This is a genomic window from Pseudoalteromonas sp. BSi20495, assembly GCF_000241185.1.
GTDB classification, from domain to species: Bacteria; Pseudomonadota; Gammaproteobacteria; order Enterobacterales; family Alteromonadaceae; genus Pseudoalteromonas; species Pseudoalteromonas fuliginea.
The window spans coordinates 1-20,770 of the sequence record NZ_BADY01000117.1 but is presented as its reverse complement, the minus strand read 5'-3'; the positions used below and the strand labels follow the sequence as shown (position 1 = coordinate 20,770).

The following is a 20,770-nucleotide window of genomic DNA, read 5'->3' as shown; positions in this document are numbered from 1 at the left end:
TATTTACATCAGTGCACATACGCTTTTGATTTAGTAGAGTAGTTATAATCATATCTAGTTTTAATTTGAATTAAAGTTAGAGGTTTACACTTGTTTTCCTTTTAAAGTAAAGGCTTAGGTGAAAATGACAAATAAAAGTAATAAATTAGTAGTGTTAGGTGCAGGTTGGTTAGGACATGCTTTATGCGTAAGTGCGCAAAAAGCTGATTGGCAAGTACAAGGAACGCATAGAACAGATATACACGAGTTTGATTTTGAGCGTCAGTTTACACTTGAAGATGGACAATTAAGACATCAAGTTGATTTACAAAATGCTTATTGGGTATGTGCTATTCCACCACGTAGCAGGCACAGTGAAAGTAACTATCCTGAAACACTCACGGCAGCGCTTAAGCTCTCAAAGGAGTTAAACGCAAAGGGCTTTTTATTATGCTCATCAACCGGGGTATACGATCAAGAGCCTGGTGTATATAGCGAAAGTTGCGATATTTCATGCACAAACGAGCGCCAAATAAAGCTCTATGAGGCAGAAGAGCAAGTACTTGAGCAAGACGGGAAAGTGCTGCGTTTAGCTGGATTACTAGGCCCTAATAGAGAACCTGGTCGTTTTGTGGCAGGCAAAGAGCTTAATACATCAAGTGAGCAAGTAGTAAATATGGTGCATCAACAAGATGTAATTAATGCTATTTTTGCGGTGATAGAGCATTGGCAAGTAGGGCAAAATATTTATAATGTTGTTAATCCTGCGCACCCAACAAAAGCTGAATACTACGCAGTGAAGTGTGCAGAACATGGTGGCGAGTTACCACGCTTTACCAGTGATGATAAAGCTGAGCGCAAAGTTATTGGCTCAGCTATTGAAGCGCTAGGCTTTACTTACCAATATGGTATTTAATATGCTGAAGGCAGGGGACTACTCTCTATGAAGTCGCATAGCTTACCTTCACTTAGTAATGTATTAGCAGCTTCGATATCGGGAGCAAAGTAGCGGTCTTTATCATAATAACTCACATGCTCGCGTAATAATGCTTTAGCGCTTTGCACTTTATTTGATGGTTCAAGCGGCTTTCTAAATTCTAGCCCTTGAACCGATGCTAACCATTCTATTGCCAAAACACCTTGGGTATTATTAGCCATTTCATCTAAGCGCCTTGCTGCAAAGGTTGCCATAGAGACATGATCTTCTTGATTTGCTGATGTAGGCAAGCTATCGACCGAAGCCGGATGCGCTAATGATTTATTTTCTGACGCAAGCGCTGCAGCGGTAACTTGAGCAATCATAAAACCTGAATTTACCCCGCCGTTTTCAACTAAAAATGGCGGTAATTTGGATAGGTTTGAATCGATAAGTAATGCAATTCGCCTTTCTGCTAAAGCACCAATTTCGGCAATTGCGATAGCTAAGTTATCGGCGGCCATTGCAACTGGCTCTGCATGAAAGTTACCTCCCGATATTATGTCGCCTACATCGGCAAAAACTAGCGGATTATCGGTTACACCGTTTGACTCGCATAACAATACTTCTGCGGCTTGGCGTATCTGAGTTAGGCAAGCACCTAGCACTTGAGGTTGGCAGCGAAGGCAGTATGGATCTTGTACTTTTTCACAATTTACGTGGGAATCACTAATTTGAGAGTGCGTATCGAGTAGCTCTCTAAATACTTGAGCGGTGTCTATTTGTCCGCGCTGACCACGAATATCATGAATACGTGCATCAAATGGCGCGCGACTACCCATTGCAGCTTCTATGCTTATCGAGCCGATAACGCAGCTTTGTGCATATAAGTTCTCGCTTCTAAATAGGCCTTGTAGTGCAAACGCAGTCGACGCTTGTGTGCCATTTAATAATGCTAAGCCTTCTTTAGCTGCAAGGGTAAGAGGTTCAAGCCCCGCTATTTTTAACCCTTGTGCTGCACTAATTATTTTTCCTTTATGTCGCATTTGACCTTCAGCTAATAAAGGTAGGCACATATGCGCAAGAGGGGCTAAATCCCCCGATGCCCCCACAGAGCCCTTTTTAGGCACGCACGGATATACTTCGCTACTAAGCAGCTGCATAAAAAATTGGATTACTTGCAGGCGAATACCCGAGTAGCCGCGCGAAAGCGAGTTTACTTTTAAGGTGATCATTAACCTTACTGTGCTGTCATCCATGTATTCGCCAATGCCCGCAGCGTGTGAAAGCACAATGGAGCGCTGTAATAATTCAAGTTCGTCGTCGGCTATTTTGGTATTAGCTAATAACCCAAACCCGGTGTTAATCCCGTATACAGTGCGGTGCTCATTAATAACGTTTTGAACGGTTTGCGCGCTTGCTGCTATTTGCGACTCGGCATGTTTTGCAAGGCTTAACTTTACCGCTGAATTATTAATTTTTCTTAGTGTGTTTAAATCAAGTGATCCGGGTGTGAGAGTAAGTTCGAACATGATCATTCCTCGTTTAACATAGGTAGGTCTAAATTTTGTTCTTTAGCGCAGTTTTTTGCTATGTCGTATCCGGCATCAGCATGGCGCATTACACCTGTTGCAGGGTCATTCCACAGTACGCGAGCAATACGCTCTTTAGCTTCATCAGTACCATCGGCAACAATAACTACACCAGAGTGCTGACTAAATCCCATGCCTACACCGCCACCATGATGAAGTGACACCCAAGTAGCGCCACTTGCGGTATTAAGCAGTGCGTTGAGTAATGGCCAATCCGACACTGCATCTGAGCCATCTTTCATGCTCTCTGTTTCGCGGTTAGGGCTTGCAACTGAGCCAGAGTCGAGGTGATCGCGACCAATAACGATAGGGGCTTTAAGTTCGCCATTTTTAACCATTTCATTAAAGGCCAGTGCAAGGCGCGCTCTATCTTTAAGTCCAACCCAGCAAATACGTGCAGGTAGACCTTGGAATTGTATGCGTTCCCGCGCCATATCAAGCCAGTTATGCAAATGTGCATCATCAGGAATAAGTTCTTTTACTTTAGCGTCGGTTTTATATATATCTTCAGGGTCGCCCGATAATGCTACCCATCTAAATGGTCCAATACCTTCACAAAATAAAGGGCGAATATAGGCAGGTACAAATCCAGGAAAATCAAATGCGTTGGTAACACCCTCATCAAACGCCATTTGACGAATATTATTACCGTAATCAGTAGTGGCGGCACCGGCTTTTTGTAGTGCCAGCATAGCTTTAACTTGGACTGCCATTGATTGTTTAGCGGCTTTTACTACGGCTTTTGGATCTTGCTCACGCATTTTTGCAGCGTGCTCCATTGTCCAGTTTTGTGGTAAGTAACCATTCAATGGATCGTGAGCAGATGTTTGATCTGTGACTACATCAGGGGTAATGCCTGTTTTAACCAGTGTACTAAAAATATCGGCAGCGTTACCTAGTAAACCCACTGAGAGGGCTTTACCTTTAACACATGCATCGGTTATTAATTGCAGTGCGTGTTCAAGACTTGTTGCTTTTACATCAACGTAGCCTGTTTTTATACGAAAATCGATACGGCTTTCATCACATTCAACAACCAGTGCACTAAAGCCAGCCATTGTAGCTGCAAGTGGTTGCGCACCGCCCATACCACCAAGACCACCTGTTAATACCCACTTACCACTAGCGCTACCTGCAAAGTGTTGCTTTGCCATAGCTACAAAGGTCTCGTAAGTTCCTTGTACTATGCCTTGCGAGCCAATATAAATCCAAGAACCCGCCGTCATTTGCCCGTACATCATCAAGCCTTTTTTATCGAGCTCATTAAAGTGCTCCCAATTTGCCCAGTGTGGAACAAGATTTGAGTTAGCAATAAGCACGCGAGGGGCATTACAGTGGGTTTTAAATACACCAACGGGTTTTCCTGATTGTACAAGCAGGGTTTCGTCGCTTTCGAGTCTATCGAGGGTTTCTATAATTTTGTCATAACTTGGCCAATCACGAGCCGCTCGGCCAATACCACCATATACAACAAGTGCATGAGGATGTTCTGCTACTTCAGGGTCTAAATTATTCATTAGCATGCGCTTAGCTGCTTCAGTTTGCCAGCTTTTAGCACTTATTTTATCGCCATGAGGTGCACGTATTACGCGACTTGTGTCGAGTCGGTTGTTCATGTTTTTCTCCTGTTGTATATACAAGGTGATTTGTTATAAAAAAAGCGCAGTAAGCGCTATTGTTTGTTATTTTTTAAATGTTAAGTGACCACCTAAGCGATATTTACTGCCTGGTGATACAAGGCGCGCAAAGCTTACAATGCCGTTAATAGACCATGTGCGTCGAATAACTTGTAAGCATGGCTCTTCGTTATATAAGTTTAACCATTGGCACATCTCGCTGTTTGGCATAATAGCCTCTACGGTATGCCTTGCTTGGGTAAGTGGGGCAACACTAGATAGATATTCATGAGGTGTAAGCATGCTAAAGTCTTGTTGTAAGTAGCCAGTCGCAAGGGCAGGATTTACAAAACGCTCTTCTAGCTGCAAAGGGCTGTCGTTTTCGTTATGCACAAGTACACTTCGATATACAACACTGTCAACCTCAACACCAAGTGCAATGGCAATAGGTGCGACTGCATTTATTGATTCGAGTATGAGTACGCTACAGGTGTAGTTGCCGTTACGCTCTTTTACTTCATCAGCAATATTTTTTATTTCAAGTAACGATGACTGCGATTTAAATGTAGCTACAAATGTACCTAACCCTTGGCTGCGGGTTAAAATACCAGCCTCGGTTAATTCGCTTAGTGCTCTGCGGGCTGTCATCCTGCTTACACTAAATTGACTACTTAGTTCGTTTTCAGAGGGAACACGTTGGTTTTCTTGCCACGTACCGCTGCGAATTTTATCGACAATGAATTGTTTTATTTGCGCAAATTTAGGTGTCGTCATTAAATTTATGGTTACATTAAAAATAAACTATATAAATAAGATGACACAATTATCTTGTATATACAAGGTGGATTGTTAGACTATATTTTCATTATTCACGATGTAAAAAGGGCTGCAATATGCAAAGCACAACACAAAATTATGAGTTAGAAGAAATCGACTTACTTTTAACTGATGCCAATATTGCCACTATGGATAGCAATATAAATGCCCCTTATGGCGCAATTGAAAATGCTGCTATAGCCATTAAAAATGGTAAAATTGCGTGGATTGGAAAGCAATCAATATTGCCTAGTTTTGATGTGTTTGCAACGCCGACATTGAGTGTAAAAGGACAATGGTTAACGCCAGGCCTAATAGACTGTCATACGCACTTAGTATTTGCAGGTTCAAGATCGCAAGAGTTTGAACAGCGCTTGCAGGGTGTAAGTTATGAGCAAATCGCAGCACAAGGCGGTGGCATAGCAAGTACGGTTAAAGCCACAAGAGCAGCCGATCGTGAACAGCTATTTGTTGATGCAAAAGATCGCTTAAATACGTTGTTAAAAGAAGGTGTAACAACCGTTGAAATAAAATCAGGCTATGGACTAGATACTGAAAACGAGATAAAAATATTAGAAGTCGCTCGTTTATTAGGTGAACATCACCCTATTGATATTAAAACTACTTTTTTAGGGGCGCATGCTCTACCGCCTGAATACAAAGGCTGTGCTGATGAATATATTGATTTGGTATGTACTGACATGCTTGATCAGGTAGTGGCTAATAATCTTGCTGATGCAGTCGATGTATTTTGTGAAAATGTAGGCTTTAGTTATTCGCAAACCAAGCGTGTTTTCCAGGCAGCTAAAAAGCATAACCTCCCAGTAAAATGCCATGCTGAACAGTTATCTAATCAACATGGTGCTGAGCTGGTGGCGCAGTTCAATGGCCTTTCGGCGGATCATATAGAGCATCTTGACGAAGAGGGTGTAAAAGCTATGGCAGACGCTGGGACGGTAGCGGTGTTATTGCCAGGCGCATTTTATTTTTTAAGAGAAACTAAATTCCCACCTATTGAATTACTTAATCAATATAAAGTACCGATAGCTATTGCGAGTGATTTTAACCCCGGTACATCCCCCCTATGTTCAGTGCACTTAATGATGAACATGGCGTGCACATTATTTAGATTAACACCTGAGCAAGCATTAGCTGGTGTTACTCGAAATGCAGCTAAGGCTCTAGGGTTAGATGAGCGTGGTGTTTTAAAGGTTGGCGCAAGAGCTGACATTGCGCATTGGCAAATAAATCATCCGTCACAATTAAGTTACCAATTTGGCGTAAATAGACTGTTAAACTTATGGATTTTGGGTAAACTTAGTTAGTATTAATTTCGTCCATAATAAACATGCTTTTATTGAATTTTTTAGCGAGTACAAGTGGTGCTAATTTGAGTTTTTTAACCGACAGTAACTTCCCGATATTTTTTAGTGGTGCCTTGTTAATGGCGATGATCGCGTCCTTATTTACTATAAAAAATAGCGGTATGAAGTTTAGCTACCTATGCATTGCTGCTGTTGGTTTAGCAATTTTAAGTCTGGGTACTGCTTGGTTAGCTATTTTACTTGCCTTTGGGTTTTGTTTTCATTTGTGGCAGGCGTTTGAGCGTAGTAATTGGACTATGATCATCATCAGCTCGTTTGCTAGTTTGTTATTTGTTGTACTTTTTTCTGCACATTTATTATTAGCAATCCCTTTATTTTGGATTGTTATCGCTATTTTATTCTTAGCTGTTGCCGGTTTTATCAGTGAAGATGAATTGGCTGAGGAAGTGATTGTCGAAGATAAAGCGCAAGAAATATTTATTGAAAATTCACCTCTTTCTAGCTTTGCAGACAGAAAAAAGTTACGAGAAGGCTATTATGCCTGGTGTGATGATACACCCATAAAGGCAGCACTAGTCATTATTCGCCTAGAGGGCTTTGAACAAGTTAACCAGCAAATAGGGCGAGATTTCGGTGACTTATTACTGACTCAATCAGCAAATAGAATAAAAAAACTATTAGAAAACGATGAGATTGTTGATTTAGGGTCGCAAGAAAAACTGGCGCATTTAGGTGGACTTAACTTTGCCTTTATTTGTAGTTTGGCGACTCAAAATCATCTTCATGAGCACGTTATAGAACACATTCTTGGTGCAACATTAAAACCTTTCAACGTTGCAAACTGTACCGTAGAGGTTAACGCACGAGCAAGTTATGTGGATTGCGGGGCACAAGAAAATAATTTTGATGATTTAATCTCCTACGCATATTTAGCGCTTGATAGTCACCCTCAACGAAAGGTGGTCCCGTATCATCAGCAAATGATGGTAGAGCAACTTGAGCAACAAGCACGCTTAAAAGAGTTAGCAAATATCGACTTTTCAAGTGAACTAGAGCTCTATTTTCAACCAGTTATTCGTAATGATGATGGAAAAATAGAATTTTTAGAACTGTTGTTACGTTGGCAGCATCCAAAGCAAGGTATTTTATCTGCAAATAGATTTATTGATGATATTAGAATTGCAGGATTAGCTTATCCATTAGCTACTTTTGTGATAGAGCGTGCGGCAGAACTCGCAATGGCATTGCGTATAGAAGGGATAGCAATACCGCTTAGTATTAATGTATTTGGTCCTGAAATGCTTAATGAAGAGTTTGTTGAGTTTGTTGACCGCATCACAAGTGAGCATCAACTAGAGGCAGGGGATTTAATTGTTGAATGCCCGTTACACATTTTTACCAATTTAGATAATAAAGGTAGGGCGATGATTGCTAGGCTCAATAACATTGGATTAAAAGTCTGTGTTGATGGGCTCGGCGATAATCCAGTACTACTGTCTAAATTACCCAATTTAGCTGTTGAGTATATTAAAGTTGCACCGTCGTTAACTGCTGATTTTAGCAATCAAAATAATATACGCAGTTTAATTAGTGGCATGGTTGAAATGCATAACCAGCAAAAGACTAAAGTTATTTTTGAGGGTGTAGAAACGTTTGAGCAACTGAGATTTGTTAAAAGTTTAAATGCTTATGCTGCACAAGGTTATTACTTTGGTCATCCATTGAGTAGTATTGGTTTAATGAGCTGGCTAAAGCAGTGGCAGTTAACACAAGGGGAATATATTCCTCCTACTTCACGGTAAATAGCAGTATTTTTTATTTCAATAAAAGTAAGGCGTTTACTAAAGACCTTCTTTAGCTTGTAAATAGGTATTCACTAGCGCGCTAATTACTTGCCCACAGTGTTGCATGCCATTCTCAACGTTATTTGGATGCTGATTTGGTGCAGCTTCACATAAATGTAAATACTGAGACTGACGGTTTTTAGCGGCTAAATGCACAAAGTGCTCACTGTCGTCCACGTTAAATCCACTGCACGTATAGGCACTTACTGGCATGTAAGAAATGCTGTCTAAATCTACTTCAACTCCAAGTGGTAAGTTATCAAAGCTATTTAGTGCATTATTAACGGCTTGAGTGAGTGTAATATCCCGTCTCACTTTTATCGATTGGTAGCTATTAAATTTAAAATTAGCGTTAGCCATAGCTTCAAGAATAGCTTGATTGTTTTTCAGTTCGTGCAAACCAATCACGTGATAATTATTTAAGAGCTGTTCGTTGTAGGCATAACGGAAACCGTTGCCACTGTGACGGCCTTCACAGTCTCTAAAGTCGGCATGAGGATCAAAATTTATGGCATTAACCGGTGTATTTTTATATTTACTTAAAGCACGAATAATACCTAAGCAGTTATTATGCCCCCCGCCAATAATAATTGGCTCAAGACCTGCTTTAAATACAAGGGATAATACATTTTCTACTCGTTCATCGAGTTGCTGACATAAATTTCGTAATTGATTTAACTGTTTAGGCTGTTGATTATCAAGCTGCTTACTTTTTGCCATTAGATCATCAACATTGACTTCACCTAATAAAAGTACTTTTTGTGTAGCAATAAATTGATTATGAGGTTGGTTTAAAAAACGCGTTAAAAAAGCCGGCCACGCTTCGTCTGCACCGCCATTTCCTAGGTTTGCTTTGGGGCCAATATCTTCGCAAATACCGAGTAATACATAGCGAATACCAAACTGTGCGGCATCAATAAGTGCTTGTTGCACATTAACTTGAGTATCGAGCAAGGCCATTGCTTGCCAAGCTTTTTTTTCGTTTGCGCGGATAGAGCAAATCGCTTTAACCGCGCTTTCATCATATACCTTTAAATGATTGGTCACGTTATGCTTCTACGATTTCCAATTCTAGTTCTTCAGCAGATAAAACAATGCCAGTACTGTCAGCATAAATAAAGTCGTCATCAAAAAATGATACACCAGCAAAGTTAACACCTATTGCGTCTTCGCCAGCACCTTCGCTGTCGGCAGCAACCGGTATTGAGGCAATTGCTTGAATACCTAAATCAAGTTCTTCAAGCTCATCGACATGACGTACTGCGCCGTATACAACAATGCCATTCCAGTTATTTTCGAGTGCAAGTTCGGCTATTTCGATGTCGATAAGCGCACGACGAGTTGAACCACCGCCATCAATAAGAAGCACTAAGCCAGTACCATCTTGAGAAAGTAATTCGCGGATCAGTTCATTATTTTCAAAACATTTAACCGTTTTAATGCGACCACCAAAACTGTGGCGACCACCAAAGTTGATGAACATTGGTTCTAGCACGTCAACCACATCAGCAAAGTGGTCGCATAAATCAGAAGTGCTGTAATCCATTATTTTATCCTCAAAAGGTACATTAATTTATACCTCAGTATACCCTCCTCATAAGCAATAACAACGACTTAATCGCAGTAAATTTAGGCAAAATAAGAAGGGAATCAATAAAAGCAACAATAGTGTCTTAAAAGCGTCACGCAATTGTTATTTACAACACCTAAGCTAAAACAGTGTTCATATATTATGCAGCTAGGAGTAAGTGATGGATGGTAATAATATGCTTAAAAAAGTAGCTCAAATAGATGAGCAATTATTTTTAACTCTGTTTAATTGTAAATCGCCTTCATGGCTGAAAGTAATCGCATTTGGACTATCAAAAAGTGGTGATGGTGGCCTTTATCTACTCATATGTGGGGCTGTATGGTGGTTAAGTAACAATGAACCATATCAGTTATTACCAGTAACTTTGCTACTCGGATTTGCGATAGAAAGACCTATCTACTTTTTAGCTAAAAATCGTTTTGCTCGGGTTCGGCCGTGCGATTGTTTAGTTACAAACGCTTACATAGTACCTAGTGATAAATTTAGTTTACCTTCAGGGCACAGTGCAGCCGCATTTTTAGTCGCGGTGATCTTAAGCCATTTTTTTCCTGAATATACTTGGCTATTATTTGGCTGGGCCTCGGGAGTGGCAATTTCTCGAGTTGTACTCGGGGTTCATTTTCCCGCGGATATTATTCTAGGTGCTGTGGTTGGTAGTTCATGTGCGATATTTTCTTTAGCATTAGTGGTGCCTGAATGAAAATATTATATGGTATTCAAGGTACTGGGAATGGTCATATTACTCGCGCTCGGGTCATGGCAAGTGGTTTTAAGGAATTAGGAATTGATGTTGATTATATTTTTTCAGGACGTGCTAAAAAAGACTACTTTGATATGCAAGAGTTTGGGCAGTATAAAAGTTTTCGGGGGTTATCTTTTGATACAGAAAATGGTCAAGTAAAAAGCTATCGAACAGTTAGCAACGCGCGCCCTTGTAAATTGCTTGCAGATATAAAGTCGCTCGATGTAAAACAGTATGATTTTGTACTCAATGACTTTGAGCCAGTTTCTGCATGGGCTGCAAAAAGGGCTGGAATTCCGGTTGTTGGAATTAGCCATCAGGCCGCATTTTTGTCCAGTAGTGTGCCTATGTTTAGTCGCGGGATTTTACGTAAGTCACTTATTAAATACTACGCACCAGCCAATACGTATTTAGGTGTTCATTGGCAGCCTTTCGCGCATAATATTATTCCCCCTTTTATCGCTAATCATCAACATGGCAATCCAGTGGCGGTTATGAATAAAGTATTGGTGTATTTACCTTTCGAAAATTTAGACAGCATTATAGATTATTTAAAAGACTTCCCCGAAAAAGAGTTTTATTGTTATCACCCGCACGCCTGTAATCAATCTATTGGACATATACATTTGCGTTCCCCTTCACGCACTGGCTTTTTAAATGATTTAGCAAATACAAGTGGCGTAATAGGAAACGCAGGGTTTGAGCTTGCTAGTGAAGCATTAAAATTAGGAAAAAAATTATTATTAAAACCTTTAGACGGGCAGTTTGAGCAAGGCGCTAATGCACAAACGCTACTTGCAATGGGTATGGCACATGTAATGAGTTATTTAAATCCCCAAGCGCTTGATGATTGGAATACTGCGCCACAAAATAAACAGATTAATTATCCCAGTGATCCCGCACCTTTAATTTTTTGGCTGCTTAAAAAACAATGGAATAATACACACTCATTACATAAAGGTTTATGGGGAAGTGTGAATTTATAATGATGAAAACTAAAATTAACAACACTAAATAACTATATAAAATAAAAATCTATTAATTTAATTAGTTGCTTTGACTCAATAAGCTATAATATTAAAGCATATTTAATAAAGGCGTTTGCGATGATTTTTTTACAAAACTTAACTATTAAACGACGTTTGCAATTAAACGCAGTTGTTGTTGGTTTAGCTATGGTGATTCTTTTATGTGTGATCATTTTTGAATCACGTACAACCTTAAACTTAAATAAGACTATTCAATTAGCAGAAGAACTTAATGTACATGCACTAGCACTGCGTAAACATGAGAAAAATTTTCTATTTTATAAGCACGAAGAAGCGTTAACTGAATTTGAAACTGATTTTAAGCAGTTAAGTAGTAAAATTACAAAATTAAAGCAATCAATGAGCCAACAAGATATTTCTGCTGCTCAGGTTGAGCATTTTGAGCAACTAATTAATAGTTATAACAATGATTTTAATACTGTTGTTAAATTACAAAAAGAGATTGGGCTGAATCCTAAAGATGGCTTATATGGTAAGCTCAGAGCTGCTGTGCATGAAGTCGAAGTACTGCTGAAAGAGCAGCAAGACTACAAGCTTTTATCATCTATGTTGCAACTTAGGCGCTCAGAAAAAGATTTTATGCTGAGATTTGATATTAAATACTTAGAGCGATTTAATGAAGGCATAAATACGTTTAAGCAACAGATAGCATCGACTGATCTGCTAAGCAGCTACAAAGCAAAAATAACCCCTTTGATTGATATGTATCAAAATGAGTTTGAAACACTTGTACAAGCGCAAACAGCATTAGGCTTAGACCTTAATTCTGGTGCGTTAGGTGTGATGCGAGAAAGCGTCAATAAAAGCGATGTAATTGTTACTCAAATTGTTAAAGAAACAAAACTACAAGTTGAAAAGAGTGTAGAGCAAGCACAATTTTTAGCCATTTTGGTTTTTGTAATTGCAGGTGTGATTGTTCTAGCGCTTGTTTACTTTACCAGTCACTCAATCATTGTACCTATAGAGCGTGTTTATCACACCATTAACGACATTCGTCGTAATAATGATTTAAGTGTGATGATAGAGCAAACAGGTAAAGATGAAATTACCACCATGACAATCGATTTTAATAGCCTCATTGGTGACTTTAGAAACTTAATAAATGAAGTCAACACGGCTTTAAATACGCTTAATGTAGCCACTGAGCATTTATCAGAAAGCACTGCAGCAACAAGTTCAGGTATGCAAGAGCAACTTCATGAAGCAGATATGGTAGCAACCGCGGCAACTGAAATGCAGGCGACTATTCAAGATATTTCTCATAATACCGAAGCAGCAGCCAAAAAAGCGGAATCGACCAACTTAAGTGCACAGCAAGGGCGTAATGAAGTGGATTCAACGGTTAAGCATATTAGAGACCTATCTGAATCCCTTGGGAATGCATCGAGTGTGGTATCACAGCTCGAAAAAGATGGGGAGACAATTGGTTCTGTGCTTGATGTGATCCGTGGTATTGCTGAGCAAACAAATTTACTCGCACTTAATGCTGCAATTGAAGCTGCTCGAGCTGGTGAGTATGGTCGTGGTTTTGCCGTAGTAGCAGATGAAGTCCGCTCACTTGCACAACGTACACAAGAGTCTACTAGCGAGATTGAAGGGATTATTAATACATTACAACAGCGCACTCAAGAAGTTGTGAGTATTATGCATCAGTGTCGTTCACAAGGCGATGAAAGTGCCTCGCAAGCGATTAAAGCTGGAGAATTATTAGGTGCAATTACGGAAGATGTACAAACTATAATGGAAATGAGTACTCAAATAGCCGTCGCAATTGACGAGCAAAGCCAAGTGGCGTCAGAGGTTAATAAAAATGTAGTGCGTATTCGTGATATTGCTCAAGATGCATCAGGGCATGCCGCGAACAATGCACAAACAAGTGAAGAAGTATCTGAGCAGGCTCGTGTGTTATTTAGCGCGATTGATAAGTTTAAGGTATAAATAAAGCTTGTAAAAAATAACCAATAAAGTTTAAGGAATAAACTTTATTGGTACACTGTCTTTACTTTGCTTGAGCTCAATTACACGCTCTAAATATTCAGCCCACAATGTATCGTGCTGCTCTTGCAGTTTTGCAAAATAGTGCCAGCTAAATAACCCGCTATTATGGCCATCATCAAAATCTAAGCGCAAGGCATAGTGTCCAACAGGTACAATACTTTTTATTCCTACATCTTGCTTATTAAGTACTAGCTTCATTGGACCAGAGCCATGGCCTTGCACTTCAGCAGAAGGGGAGTGAACACGTAAAAATTCACAGCTAAAGACGGCTTGGCTGTCATCATCAAAGTAAACATCTAGATTTTTACTCACACTGTGGTAATGCACTTTTGTTACGTGTTTCATTTAATATATCCCATTAAAAAGCCTCCAATATGGAGGCTTTTAGTATAACGTTTATATTCGTTTTATAGAATAAAGCGGCTTAAGTCTTCATCTTCAACAAGTGCACCTAAGTGTTTTTCAACATAAGCGGCATCGATTACTAAAGACGAACCTGCTTTTTCAGAAGCATCGTATGAAATCTCTTCCATCAATCTTTCCATTACAGTATGAAGACGACGAGCACCGATGTTTTCGGTTTTTTCGTTAACTTGCCAAGCTGCTTTAGCAATACGCTCAATTGCATCATCACTAAACTCAATTGATACCTGTTCAGTTTTAAGTAGCTCGCGTTGTTGCTCAGTAAGCGATGCATGAGGCTCTGTAAGGATGCGTTTAAAGTCATCTGCAGTAAGTGCTTCAAGTTCTACTCGAATCGGTAAGCGACCTTGTAGCTCTGGGATCATATCTGATGGCTTTGCCATCTGAAACGCACCAGAGGCAATAAACAACATATGGTCAGTTTTAACCATGCCGTGTTTAGTGTTTACTGTTGAGCCTTCAATTAGCGGTAGCAAGTCGCGCTGAACACCTTCTCGGCTCACATCTGGACCAGACGAATCGCCGCGCTTACAAATTTTGTCTATTTCATCAATAAACACAATACCGTTTTGCTCTACTGCAAAAATAGCTTGCTCTTTTAGCTCTTCAGGATTTACTAATTTAGCGGCTTCTTCTTCCGTTAATAGTTTGAAGGCTTCTTTGATTTTTAGTTTACGTTTAGTACGCTTATCGCCGCCCATGTTTTGAAACATGCTTTGTAGCTGGTTGGTCATATCTTCCATACCAGGAGGCGCCATAATTTCTACATTTGGTTGTGCTTGTGCTAAATCGATTTCAATTTCTTTATCATCTAACTGACCTTCACGTAGCTTTTTACGGAATGTTTGACGTGTTGATGAATTATCGTCGCGTTGGCTTTCGCCAAATTGGTCTTTTGCAGGAGGTAAAAGGGCATCTAAAATGCGCTCTTCTGCTGCTTCTTCGGCGCGATGTTTAAACTTTTTAGTCTGCTGTTCGCGAGTCATTTTAATTGATACATCGACTAAATCGCGGATGATTGTCTCAACTTCTTTACCAACATAGCCAACTTCAGTGAACTTAGTCGCTTCTACTTTAATGAATGGCGCATTCGCTAATTTTGCTAAACGGCGTGCAATTTCTGTTTTACCTACGCCGGTTGGACCAATCATTAAAATATTTTTTGGTGTTACTTCGCTGCGTAAATCTTCATTTAATTGCATACGACGCCAGCGATTACGAAGCGCGATAGCTACTGCTTTTTTAGCTTTAGCCTGACCTATAATATGCTGATCTAGCTCGTGAACAATTTCTCTTGGGGTCATATCAGACATAATAGTTCCTATTATAATTCTTCGATTGTTTGGAAGTTATTAGTAAATACGCAGATGTTGCCTGCAATAGTTAAACTTTTTTCTACTATTTCACGAGCGCTTAAGTCGGTATTTTCTAATAAGGCTGTTGCTGCTGATTGGGCAAAGTTACCACCACTGCCAATTGCAATTAGGTCATTTTCTGGCTGAACCACATCACCGTTACCGGTAATAATTAAAGAGGCTGTTTCGTCTGCTACAGCGAGCAGTGCTTCGAGTTTTCGAAGTGCACGGTCACTTCGCCAATCTTTAGCCATTTCTACTGCGGCTTTAGTTAGGTTTCCTTGGTGCATTTCTAATTTGCTTTCAAAGCGTTCGAAAAGAGTGAAGGCATCAGCAGTACCGCCGGCAAAACCAGCGATTACTTTGCCATTATAAAGACGTCGAACTTTACGGGCGTTGCCCTTCATTACGGTGTTACCAAGAGACACTTGGCCATCCCCGCCAATTACAACTTTGTCGCCACGGCGTACACTTACGATAGTAGTCATGTTATTCCTCATCATCGAGCTGCAGAGGCAACTCGTAAAAAACGATTATGAAGAGGTTATATGGGTGAATGGTTTATTTTCAAGTCCAGCCCCAAATTCCGCAGCCGACTATTTTTACACGTTTAAGTTTGTTTTTATCACTTTCAGCTTGGCGTTTGGTTTTATAAGGACCTAGGCGCACTTTATACCAAGTACCATTACTGCCCTCAGCCTGTTTTATTTCAGAAATGAGCCCTGCGAATGCTATTTTAGCTTTTAACGATTCAGCTTGTGCATGAGTTCTGAACGAACCGCATTGCATAACATAAGGACCTTTTTGTTCAAGCTCTTTTACTTCAACTTGAATTTCGTGGTTTCTAATTTCTTTAATAAATTCCGGCGTGCGTGGAATAACAACTTCTACTTTTTCAGGCGCAGTTGGGTGAGCTTGCTTTTCGACAAGTTTTGGATCGGCATTACTTTTAATAAACCATAATCCGTAAACGAAACCACCTACAAGTAAAATAGCAATGCTCACTAAAAAAATTGGAAATGGTTTTTAGTGGGTGCTTTTTTAGTGTTTTTCTATTTGCTGGTTTTTTGTTAATGTAATCGTGCTGTGCCATAGCGTTATTTTGGCCTTAACCTAAATCATGTCTATAGGGTCTACGTCTAAGCTCCAACGCACTTTTTGTGCAAGTTTGCTTGAGCTTAAATAATCAACCATTTGCGCAAGGTACTGATGTAATATGCGACGATCTTGCGCTTGAATATGCAATTGAAAACGATACATACCTGCGACTCTTTCAAGTGGGGCAGGGATCGGACCGAGCAATTGTATACCAGATACCCCATTCACAGGAACCAAATCCGTCAAAAAATCGACTACTAGTTTAATACTATGTCCTTGTGCACGCACAATGGCCATATTTGTAATGGGCGGTAAGTCAGCATCATCGCGCTCACTCAGTGCAAAGCGGGCAAAGTCTTGGTAACCATTATTAACTAAGTCTTGCAAAAGAGGGTGTTCTGGAAAGTGTGTTTGTAATAACACTTGACCAGGCTCTCCTGAACGTCCAGCACGCCCCGCTACTTGGGTGACTAATTGCGCTAAATGTTCTGTTGCTCTAAAGTCGCATGAGTATAAGCCGCTATCTACATCTAAAATTATAACAAGGCTCACATCTGCAAAGTGATGGCCTTTGGCAAGCATTTGTGTGCCCACTAAAATGCGTGCGCCGCCTAGGTTTATTTCATCTAGTGCTTTTTCAAGGCTACCTTTACGGCGAGTTGAATCGCGGTCTATGCGAGTAACGGGTGTATCAGGGAATTCGGTTGATAAAAACTCTTCAATTTGCTCTGTGCCTTTGCCGTTAGGAAATATTTGCGTGCTGCCACAATCAGGGCATTGGTGAGGAACAGGGTACTGGTCGCCACAGTGATGGCAGATCATTTGCCCAATCGCTTTGTGAAAAGTGGCGCTGGTACTGCAGCGTTTACATTCACTTAGCCAGCCACACTCATGGCAAATAAGAGTGGGTGAGAAACCTCGACGATTTAAAAACACCATAACCTGTTTACCGCGGTTTAAATGTTGTCGCATAGTGGCAAGGCTAGCATGGGCTATACCGGCTTGATCGGGTTGACCTTTCATATCGAGTAATTTGAACTGGTTGTCGGTGGCTGTTTGCGCGCGCTCGGTTAAGCTTAATAACTGATATTTGTTATTAAGTGCTTTGTGGAGCGTTTCCAAAGCTGGTGTGGCGCTGCCCAATATAAGCGGAATTTTATGCTGAAAAGCTCTATAAGCGGCTAAATCACGAGCATGGTAACGAAGGGTATCTTGTTGTTTAAATGACGAGTCGTGTTCTTCATCAACAACAATCATACCGAGTTTTAAAAATGGCAGAAAAATACTCGAACGTGTGCCAATAACTATCGCACAACTGCCTTTTTCACAAAATCGCCATGTTTGTAGGCGTTCGTTGTCGGTAAGTGCTGAGTGCCAAAGCATAACAGGTGTATCTGGGAAGCGGCGACGAAAACGGTTTACCGTTTGCGGTGTTAGGCCGATTTCGGGCACGAGTACGAGGGCTTGCTCGCCACGTTTTAATACTTCTTCTAAGCACTGTAAATACACTTCAGTTTTACCACTGCCCGTTACGCCTTCTAATAAAAAGCTGCTAAAACCGGTACTTTGATTGATTGCTGTACAGGCCACTGCTTGTTCTTTATTAAGTACCGGTTTACTACCGACGGTTGGCGCAACGCTTTGCCATTGGTTATCGTGTTCGATAGTTTGTGTGATGAGTTCTTTAGCAATGAGGCTATCTATTGTTTTTTTACTAAAGCCAAGTGCTTTTAGTTCGGTTAACGATGACTTACCTGATTGTGATAACTGTTTTAATAAGTTGAGTTGAGTTTTAGCTTTTAATGACGGTACTTTAGCGCCTTTTTCGGTAAGCATTACCATGTTAATGCTTGTTTTGTCTGGTGATTCACCTTGGCGTAGTGCACTAGGCAGAGCTATATGAATCGTTTCGCCGAGTGGGTAACAATAATAACGCGCTGTAAAACTAAGGAGATCTAAATGTTCGCTAGATAATATTGGGGTATCGTCGATAACTTCAAAAATGCTTTTAATTTTACTCTCGGGTACTTCAGTACTCTTTTTTACTGCTAATATAACAGCCACTTTACGCTGATTACCAAAGGGTACCAAAACGCGCATTCCGGGCTTCAGATCAGAAACCAAGCCTGAGAGCTGTTCATCTACTTTATAATCAAAGGTGCGCGGTAATGGGACTTTAATAGCAACTTCAACAAAACGCATAACAACTCAACCAATAAAATTAATGGTGTAATGTACTAAATATACAGTTAAAAACCTACTAGCAAATTATAGTCATTTTATTATTTGGTTACTTTTTTAGCAAAAAATTATAATTAAACCTTGTGTGCTCGGTAGTTGTTGGATAAAATCCGCCACCAACAAATTTGTTTTAACGACGTATGGTACCAAACTACGGGTTTGGAGAGCGATGCGGCCTTAACTAGAGGTTTCTATGAAAGAAGGTATTCACCCTAAGTACGAAGTAATTTCAGCAACATGTTCATGCGGAAATGAATTCGAAACAAGCTCTACTCTTTGTAAAAACATTCACTTAGACGTATGTTCTGCGTGTCACCCGTTTTACACTGGTAAGCAAAAAGTTTTAGACACTGGCGGACGTGTTGATCGTTTCAACAAGCGTTTCGGTGCACTTGGTAGCAAGAAGTAATTTTTGCTATTTAGTTAAAAGAAGCACCTTAGGGTGCTTTTTTTGTGCCTGAAATTTATCTTTACGTGCTTTTCCTGCCTATTTATACGTTATCTCCTTTGCATAACTATTTCTTGTTCTTATTCTGAGTATGCATAAACCTTTGCAGACAAAGTACGTAATAGTCTCTATATTTTGAAGTGTTCATTTTTTAACTAAGTTGTTAAATGTAGCTAACGTGAAGATAAATGTTTTTAAAGTAGACTATTAAGCTGTTTATAGTTATTTATACTAAAAATTTGATAGTCGTTTTTAGAGAAAATGGCTCGCGGCTAAAAGTACCTCTAAAAATGCTTTTTATATGAATTTCTATTTATGAAATGTCGCTATATCTTCGCAAAGTTACTGAAAAACCTCTTAAAATTAATGAATCTAGCATATAACAGGATAGACCTGATATTGCTTGGAATTTAAAAATAATAAGGGTATCGTAACCCAGACAACACCTCTCACTTTAACTTAAATTGCAGGATACAATCGCGTTATGTCAGACTTTCGTGAACAAGCACTACATTACCATTCTCATCCCGTTCCAGGAAAAATCAGCATTGAGCTAACCAAGCCTGCCGAAACGGTTCAAGATTTAGCTTTAGCATATAGCCCAGGTGTTGCTGAACCTGTGCGTGAAATTGCTGCTGATCCTGCAAATGCTTATAAATATACCGGTAAAGGTAATATGGTTGCAGTTATCACTAATGGTACTGCAATTTTGGGCTTGGGTAATTTAGGCCCTTTGGCATCAAAGCCTGTAATGGAAGGCAAGGCGCTGTTATTTAAGCGCTTTGCAGGCCTTGATTCTATTGATATCGAAGTGAAGCATAAAACAACAGAAGACTTTATTAACACGGTTGCTAATATTGCCGATACATTTGGTGGTATTAATCTTGAAGATATTAAAGCCCCAGAGTGTTTTGAAATTGAAAAGGCATTGATTGAGCGCTGTAGTATTCCGGTTTTTCATGACGATCAACACGGCACTGCAATTGTAACAGCCGCTGGTATGTTGAATGCACTTGAAGTGCAAGAGAAATCGATAGAAGAGGCTATTATAGTATGTTTAGGTGCTGGTGCGGCTGCAGTTGCCTGTATGGAACTGTTAATTAAGTGTGGTGCACTGCGTGAACACATTTACATGCTTGACCGTAAAGGCGTTATTCATACTCGTCGTGATGATTTAAACGAGTACAAACAACTATTCGCTAACAATACGGATAAGCGTACGTTGCAAGATGTTATTGCTGATGCTGATGTATTTGTTGGTGTATCTGGGCCTAATTTGTTAGCAGCCGATGATTTAAAACTGATGGCTGATAAGCCGGTTGTTTTTGCGTGCTCAAACCCCGACCCTGAAATTGATCCCGCACTTGCACACAGCGCACGCAACGATTTAATTATGGCGACAGGGCGTTCTGATTATCCAAACCAAGTGAATAATGTTTTGTGTTTCCCGTTTATTTTTCGTGGTGCACTAGATGTGCGCGCAAGTGCAATTAACGATGAAATGAAAATAGCAGCAGTAGAAGCGATTCGTAGTATTGCAAAAGAGCCTGTACCAGCAGAGGTCCTAAAAGCTGCCGGTGTTGATAAGCTGGAATTTGGTGCTCAATATATTATTCCAAAACCGATGGATCCACGTTTATTACCACGTATAGCAAGAGCGGTTGCTCTTGCTGCTGTTGAGTCGGGTGTGGCACAAATTGATTTGCCAGAAAGCTATATGCAGTAAATCTATACCGT

General features: G+C 40.1%; 17 protein-coding genes and 1 pseudogene. 8 read left to right on the top strand and 10 right to left on the bottom strand.

Going from position 1 to position 20,770, the window contains the following annotated elements:
* Positions 1-124 precede the first annotated feature (124 nt).
* Positions 125-895, top strand: a complete 771-nt coding sequence (locus tag P20495_RS05925; RefSeq protein ID WP_008137681.1) for an NADP-binding protein — start codon at positions 125-127, stop codon at positions 893-895.
* On the opposite strand, the gene hutH is transcribed toward P20495_RS05925, so the two are convergent.
* From hutH to hutC, 3 genes are all read right to left on the bottom strand, one after another.
* Positions 892-2,427 carry a histidine ammonia-lyase gene (gene hutH, locus P20495_RS05930; RefSeq protein ID WP_008137679.1) on the bottom strand — a complete coding sequence of 512 codons (1,536 nt, stop codon included), beginning with the start codon at positions 2,425-2,427 and terminating at the stop codon, positions 892-894. The genes P20495_RS05925 and hutH overlap by 4 nt on opposite strands.
* A gap of 2 nt (positions 2,428-2,429) precedes the next feature.
* Positions 2,430-4,103, bottom strand: coding sequence for a urocanate hydratase (hutU, locus tag P20495_RS05935; protein WP_008137675.1), 1,674 nt, complete (start codon positions 4,101-4,103; stop codon positions 2,430-2,432).
* Between the two features lie 66 nt (positions 4,104-4,169).
* The gene (gene hutC, locus P20495_RS05940) at positions 4,170-4,877 is read right to left on the bottom strand and encodes a histidine utilization repressor (protein ID WP_007377257.1); all 708 of its coding nucleotides are present in this window, start codon (positions 4,875-4,877) and stop codon (positions 4,170-4,172) included.
* A 119-nt stretch (positions 4,878-4,996) separates the two neighbouring features.
* Here hutC and hutI point away from each other — a divergent pair, with 119 nt between their 5' ends.
* Together hutI and P20495_RS05950 are read left to right on the top strand one after the other, a co-directional pair.
* Positions 4,997-6,244 (top strand): imidazolonepropionase, encoded by a 1,248-nt coding sequence (gene hutI / locus P20495_RS05945; RefSeq protein ID WP_008137671.1) that lies wholly within the window; start codon positions 4,997-4,999, stop codon positions 6,242-6,244.
* A 119-nt stretch (positions 6,245-6,363) separates the two neighbouring features.
* Positions 6,364-8,046 carry a GGDEF domain-containing phosphodiesterase gene (locus tag P20495_RS05950; protein WP_193371860.1) on the top strand — a complete coding sequence of 561 codons (1,683 nt, stop codon included), beginning with the start codon at positions 6,364-6,366 and terminating at the stop codon, positions 8,044-8,046.
* Positions 8,047-8,085: 39 nt separating this feature from the next.
* On the opposite strand, the gene P20495_RS05955 is transcribed toward P20495_RS05950, so the two are convergent.
* Positions 8,086-9,135 (bottom strand): formimidoylglutamase, encoded by a 1,050-nt coding sequence (locus P20495_RS05955; protein ID WP_008137667.1) that lies wholly within the window; start codon positions 9,133-9,135, stop codon positions 8,086-8,088.
* A gap of 1 nt (position 9,136) precedes the next feature.
* A complete protein-coding gene (rraA, locus tag P20495_RS05960; protein WP_007377253.1) occupies positions 9,137-9,634 on the bottom strand; it encodes a ribonuclease E activity regulator RraA in 498 nt (165 codons plus the stop codon).
* A gap of 205 nt (positions 9,635-9,839) precedes the next feature.
* Between rraA and P20495_RS05965 the strand changes: the two genes are divergently transcribed.
* The 3 genes from P20495_RS05965 to P20495_RS05975 all read left to right on the top strand — a co-directional run bounded on the left by P20495_RS05965 (position 9,840) and on the right by P20495_RS05975 (position 13,408).
* On the top strand, positions 9,840-10,379 hold the full coding sequence (locus P20495_RS05965) for a phosphatase PAP2 family protein (RefSeq protein ID WP_008137665.1): 540 nt from the start codon (positions 9,840-9,842) through the stop codon (positions 10,377-10,379).
* Entirely contained in the window at positions 10,376-11,407 is a 1,032-nt protein-coding gene (locus P20495_RS05970; protein WP_007377251.1) for an MJ1255/VC2487 family glycosyltransferase, read from the top strand. Before P20495_RS05965 ends, P20495_RS05970 begins: the two co-directional genes overlap by 4 nt.
* 120 nt (positions 11,408-11,527) lie before the next feature.
* The gene (locus P20495_RS05975) at positions 11,528-13,408 is read left to right on the top strand and encodes a methyl-accepting chemotaxis protein (protein WP_008137662.1); all 1,881 of its coding nucleotides are present in this window, start codon (positions 11,528-11,530) and stop codon (positions 13,406-13,408) included.
* 30 nt (positions 13,409-13,438) lie between these two features.
* Here the strand turns inward: P20495_RS05975 and P20495_RS05980 are convergent, their stop codons facing one another.
* The 5 genes and pseudogenes from P20495_RS05980 to priA all read right to left on the bottom strand — a co-directional run bounded on the left by P20495_RS05980 (position 13,439) and on the right by priA (position 18,546).
* A complete protein-coding gene (locus tag P20495_RS05980) occupies positions 13,439-13,813 on the bottom strand; it encodes a gamma-butyrobetaine hydroxylase-like domain-containing protein (RefSeq protein WP_008137660.1) in 375 nt (124 codons plus the stop codon).
* Positions 13,814-13,875: 62 nt separating this feature from the next.
* On the bottom strand, positions 13,876-15,204 hold the full coding sequence (gene hslU, locus P20495_RS05985) for an HslU--HslV peptidase ATPase subunit (protein ID WP_007377248.1): 1,329 nt from the start codon (positions 15,202-15,204) through the stop codon (positions 13,876-13,878).
* Between the two features lie 11 nt (positions 15,205-15,215).
* Positions 15,216-15,734 carry an ATP-dependent protease subunit HslV gene (hslV, locus tag P20495_RS05990; protein ID WP_002958366.1) on the bottom strand — a complete coding sequence of 173 codons (519 nt, stop codon included), beginning with the start codon at positions 15,732-15,734 and terminating at the stop codon, positions 15,216-15,218.
* A gap of 79 nt (positions 15,735-15,813) precedes the next feature.
* Positions 15,814-16,339 (bottom strand): annotated as a pseudogene (locus tag P20495_RS05995) (SPOR domain-containing protein).
* Positions 16,340-16,359: 20 nt separating this feature from the next.
* Entirely contained in the window at positions 16,360-18,546 is a 2,187-nt protein-coding gene (gene priA / locus P20495_RS06000) for a primosomal protein N' (protein ID WP_008137654.1), read from the bottom strand.
* Between the two features lie 232 nt (positions 18,547-18,778).
* Here priA and rpmE point away from each other — a divergent pair, with 232 nt between their 5' ends.
* Positions 18,779-18,994 (top strand): 50S ribosomal protein L31, encoded by a 216-nt coding sequence (gene rpmE / locus P20495_RS06005; RefSeq protein ID WP_007377245.1) that lies wholly within the window; start codon positions 18,779-18,781, stop codon positions 18,992-18,994.
* 523 nt (positions 18,995-19,517) lie between these two features.
* Entirely contained in the window at positions 19,518-20,759 is a 1,242-nt protein-coding gene (locus P20495_RS06010) for a malic enzyme-like NAD(P)-binding protein (RefSeq protein WP_008137651.1), read from the top strand.
* Positions 20,760-20,770 lie beyond the last annotated feature (11 nt).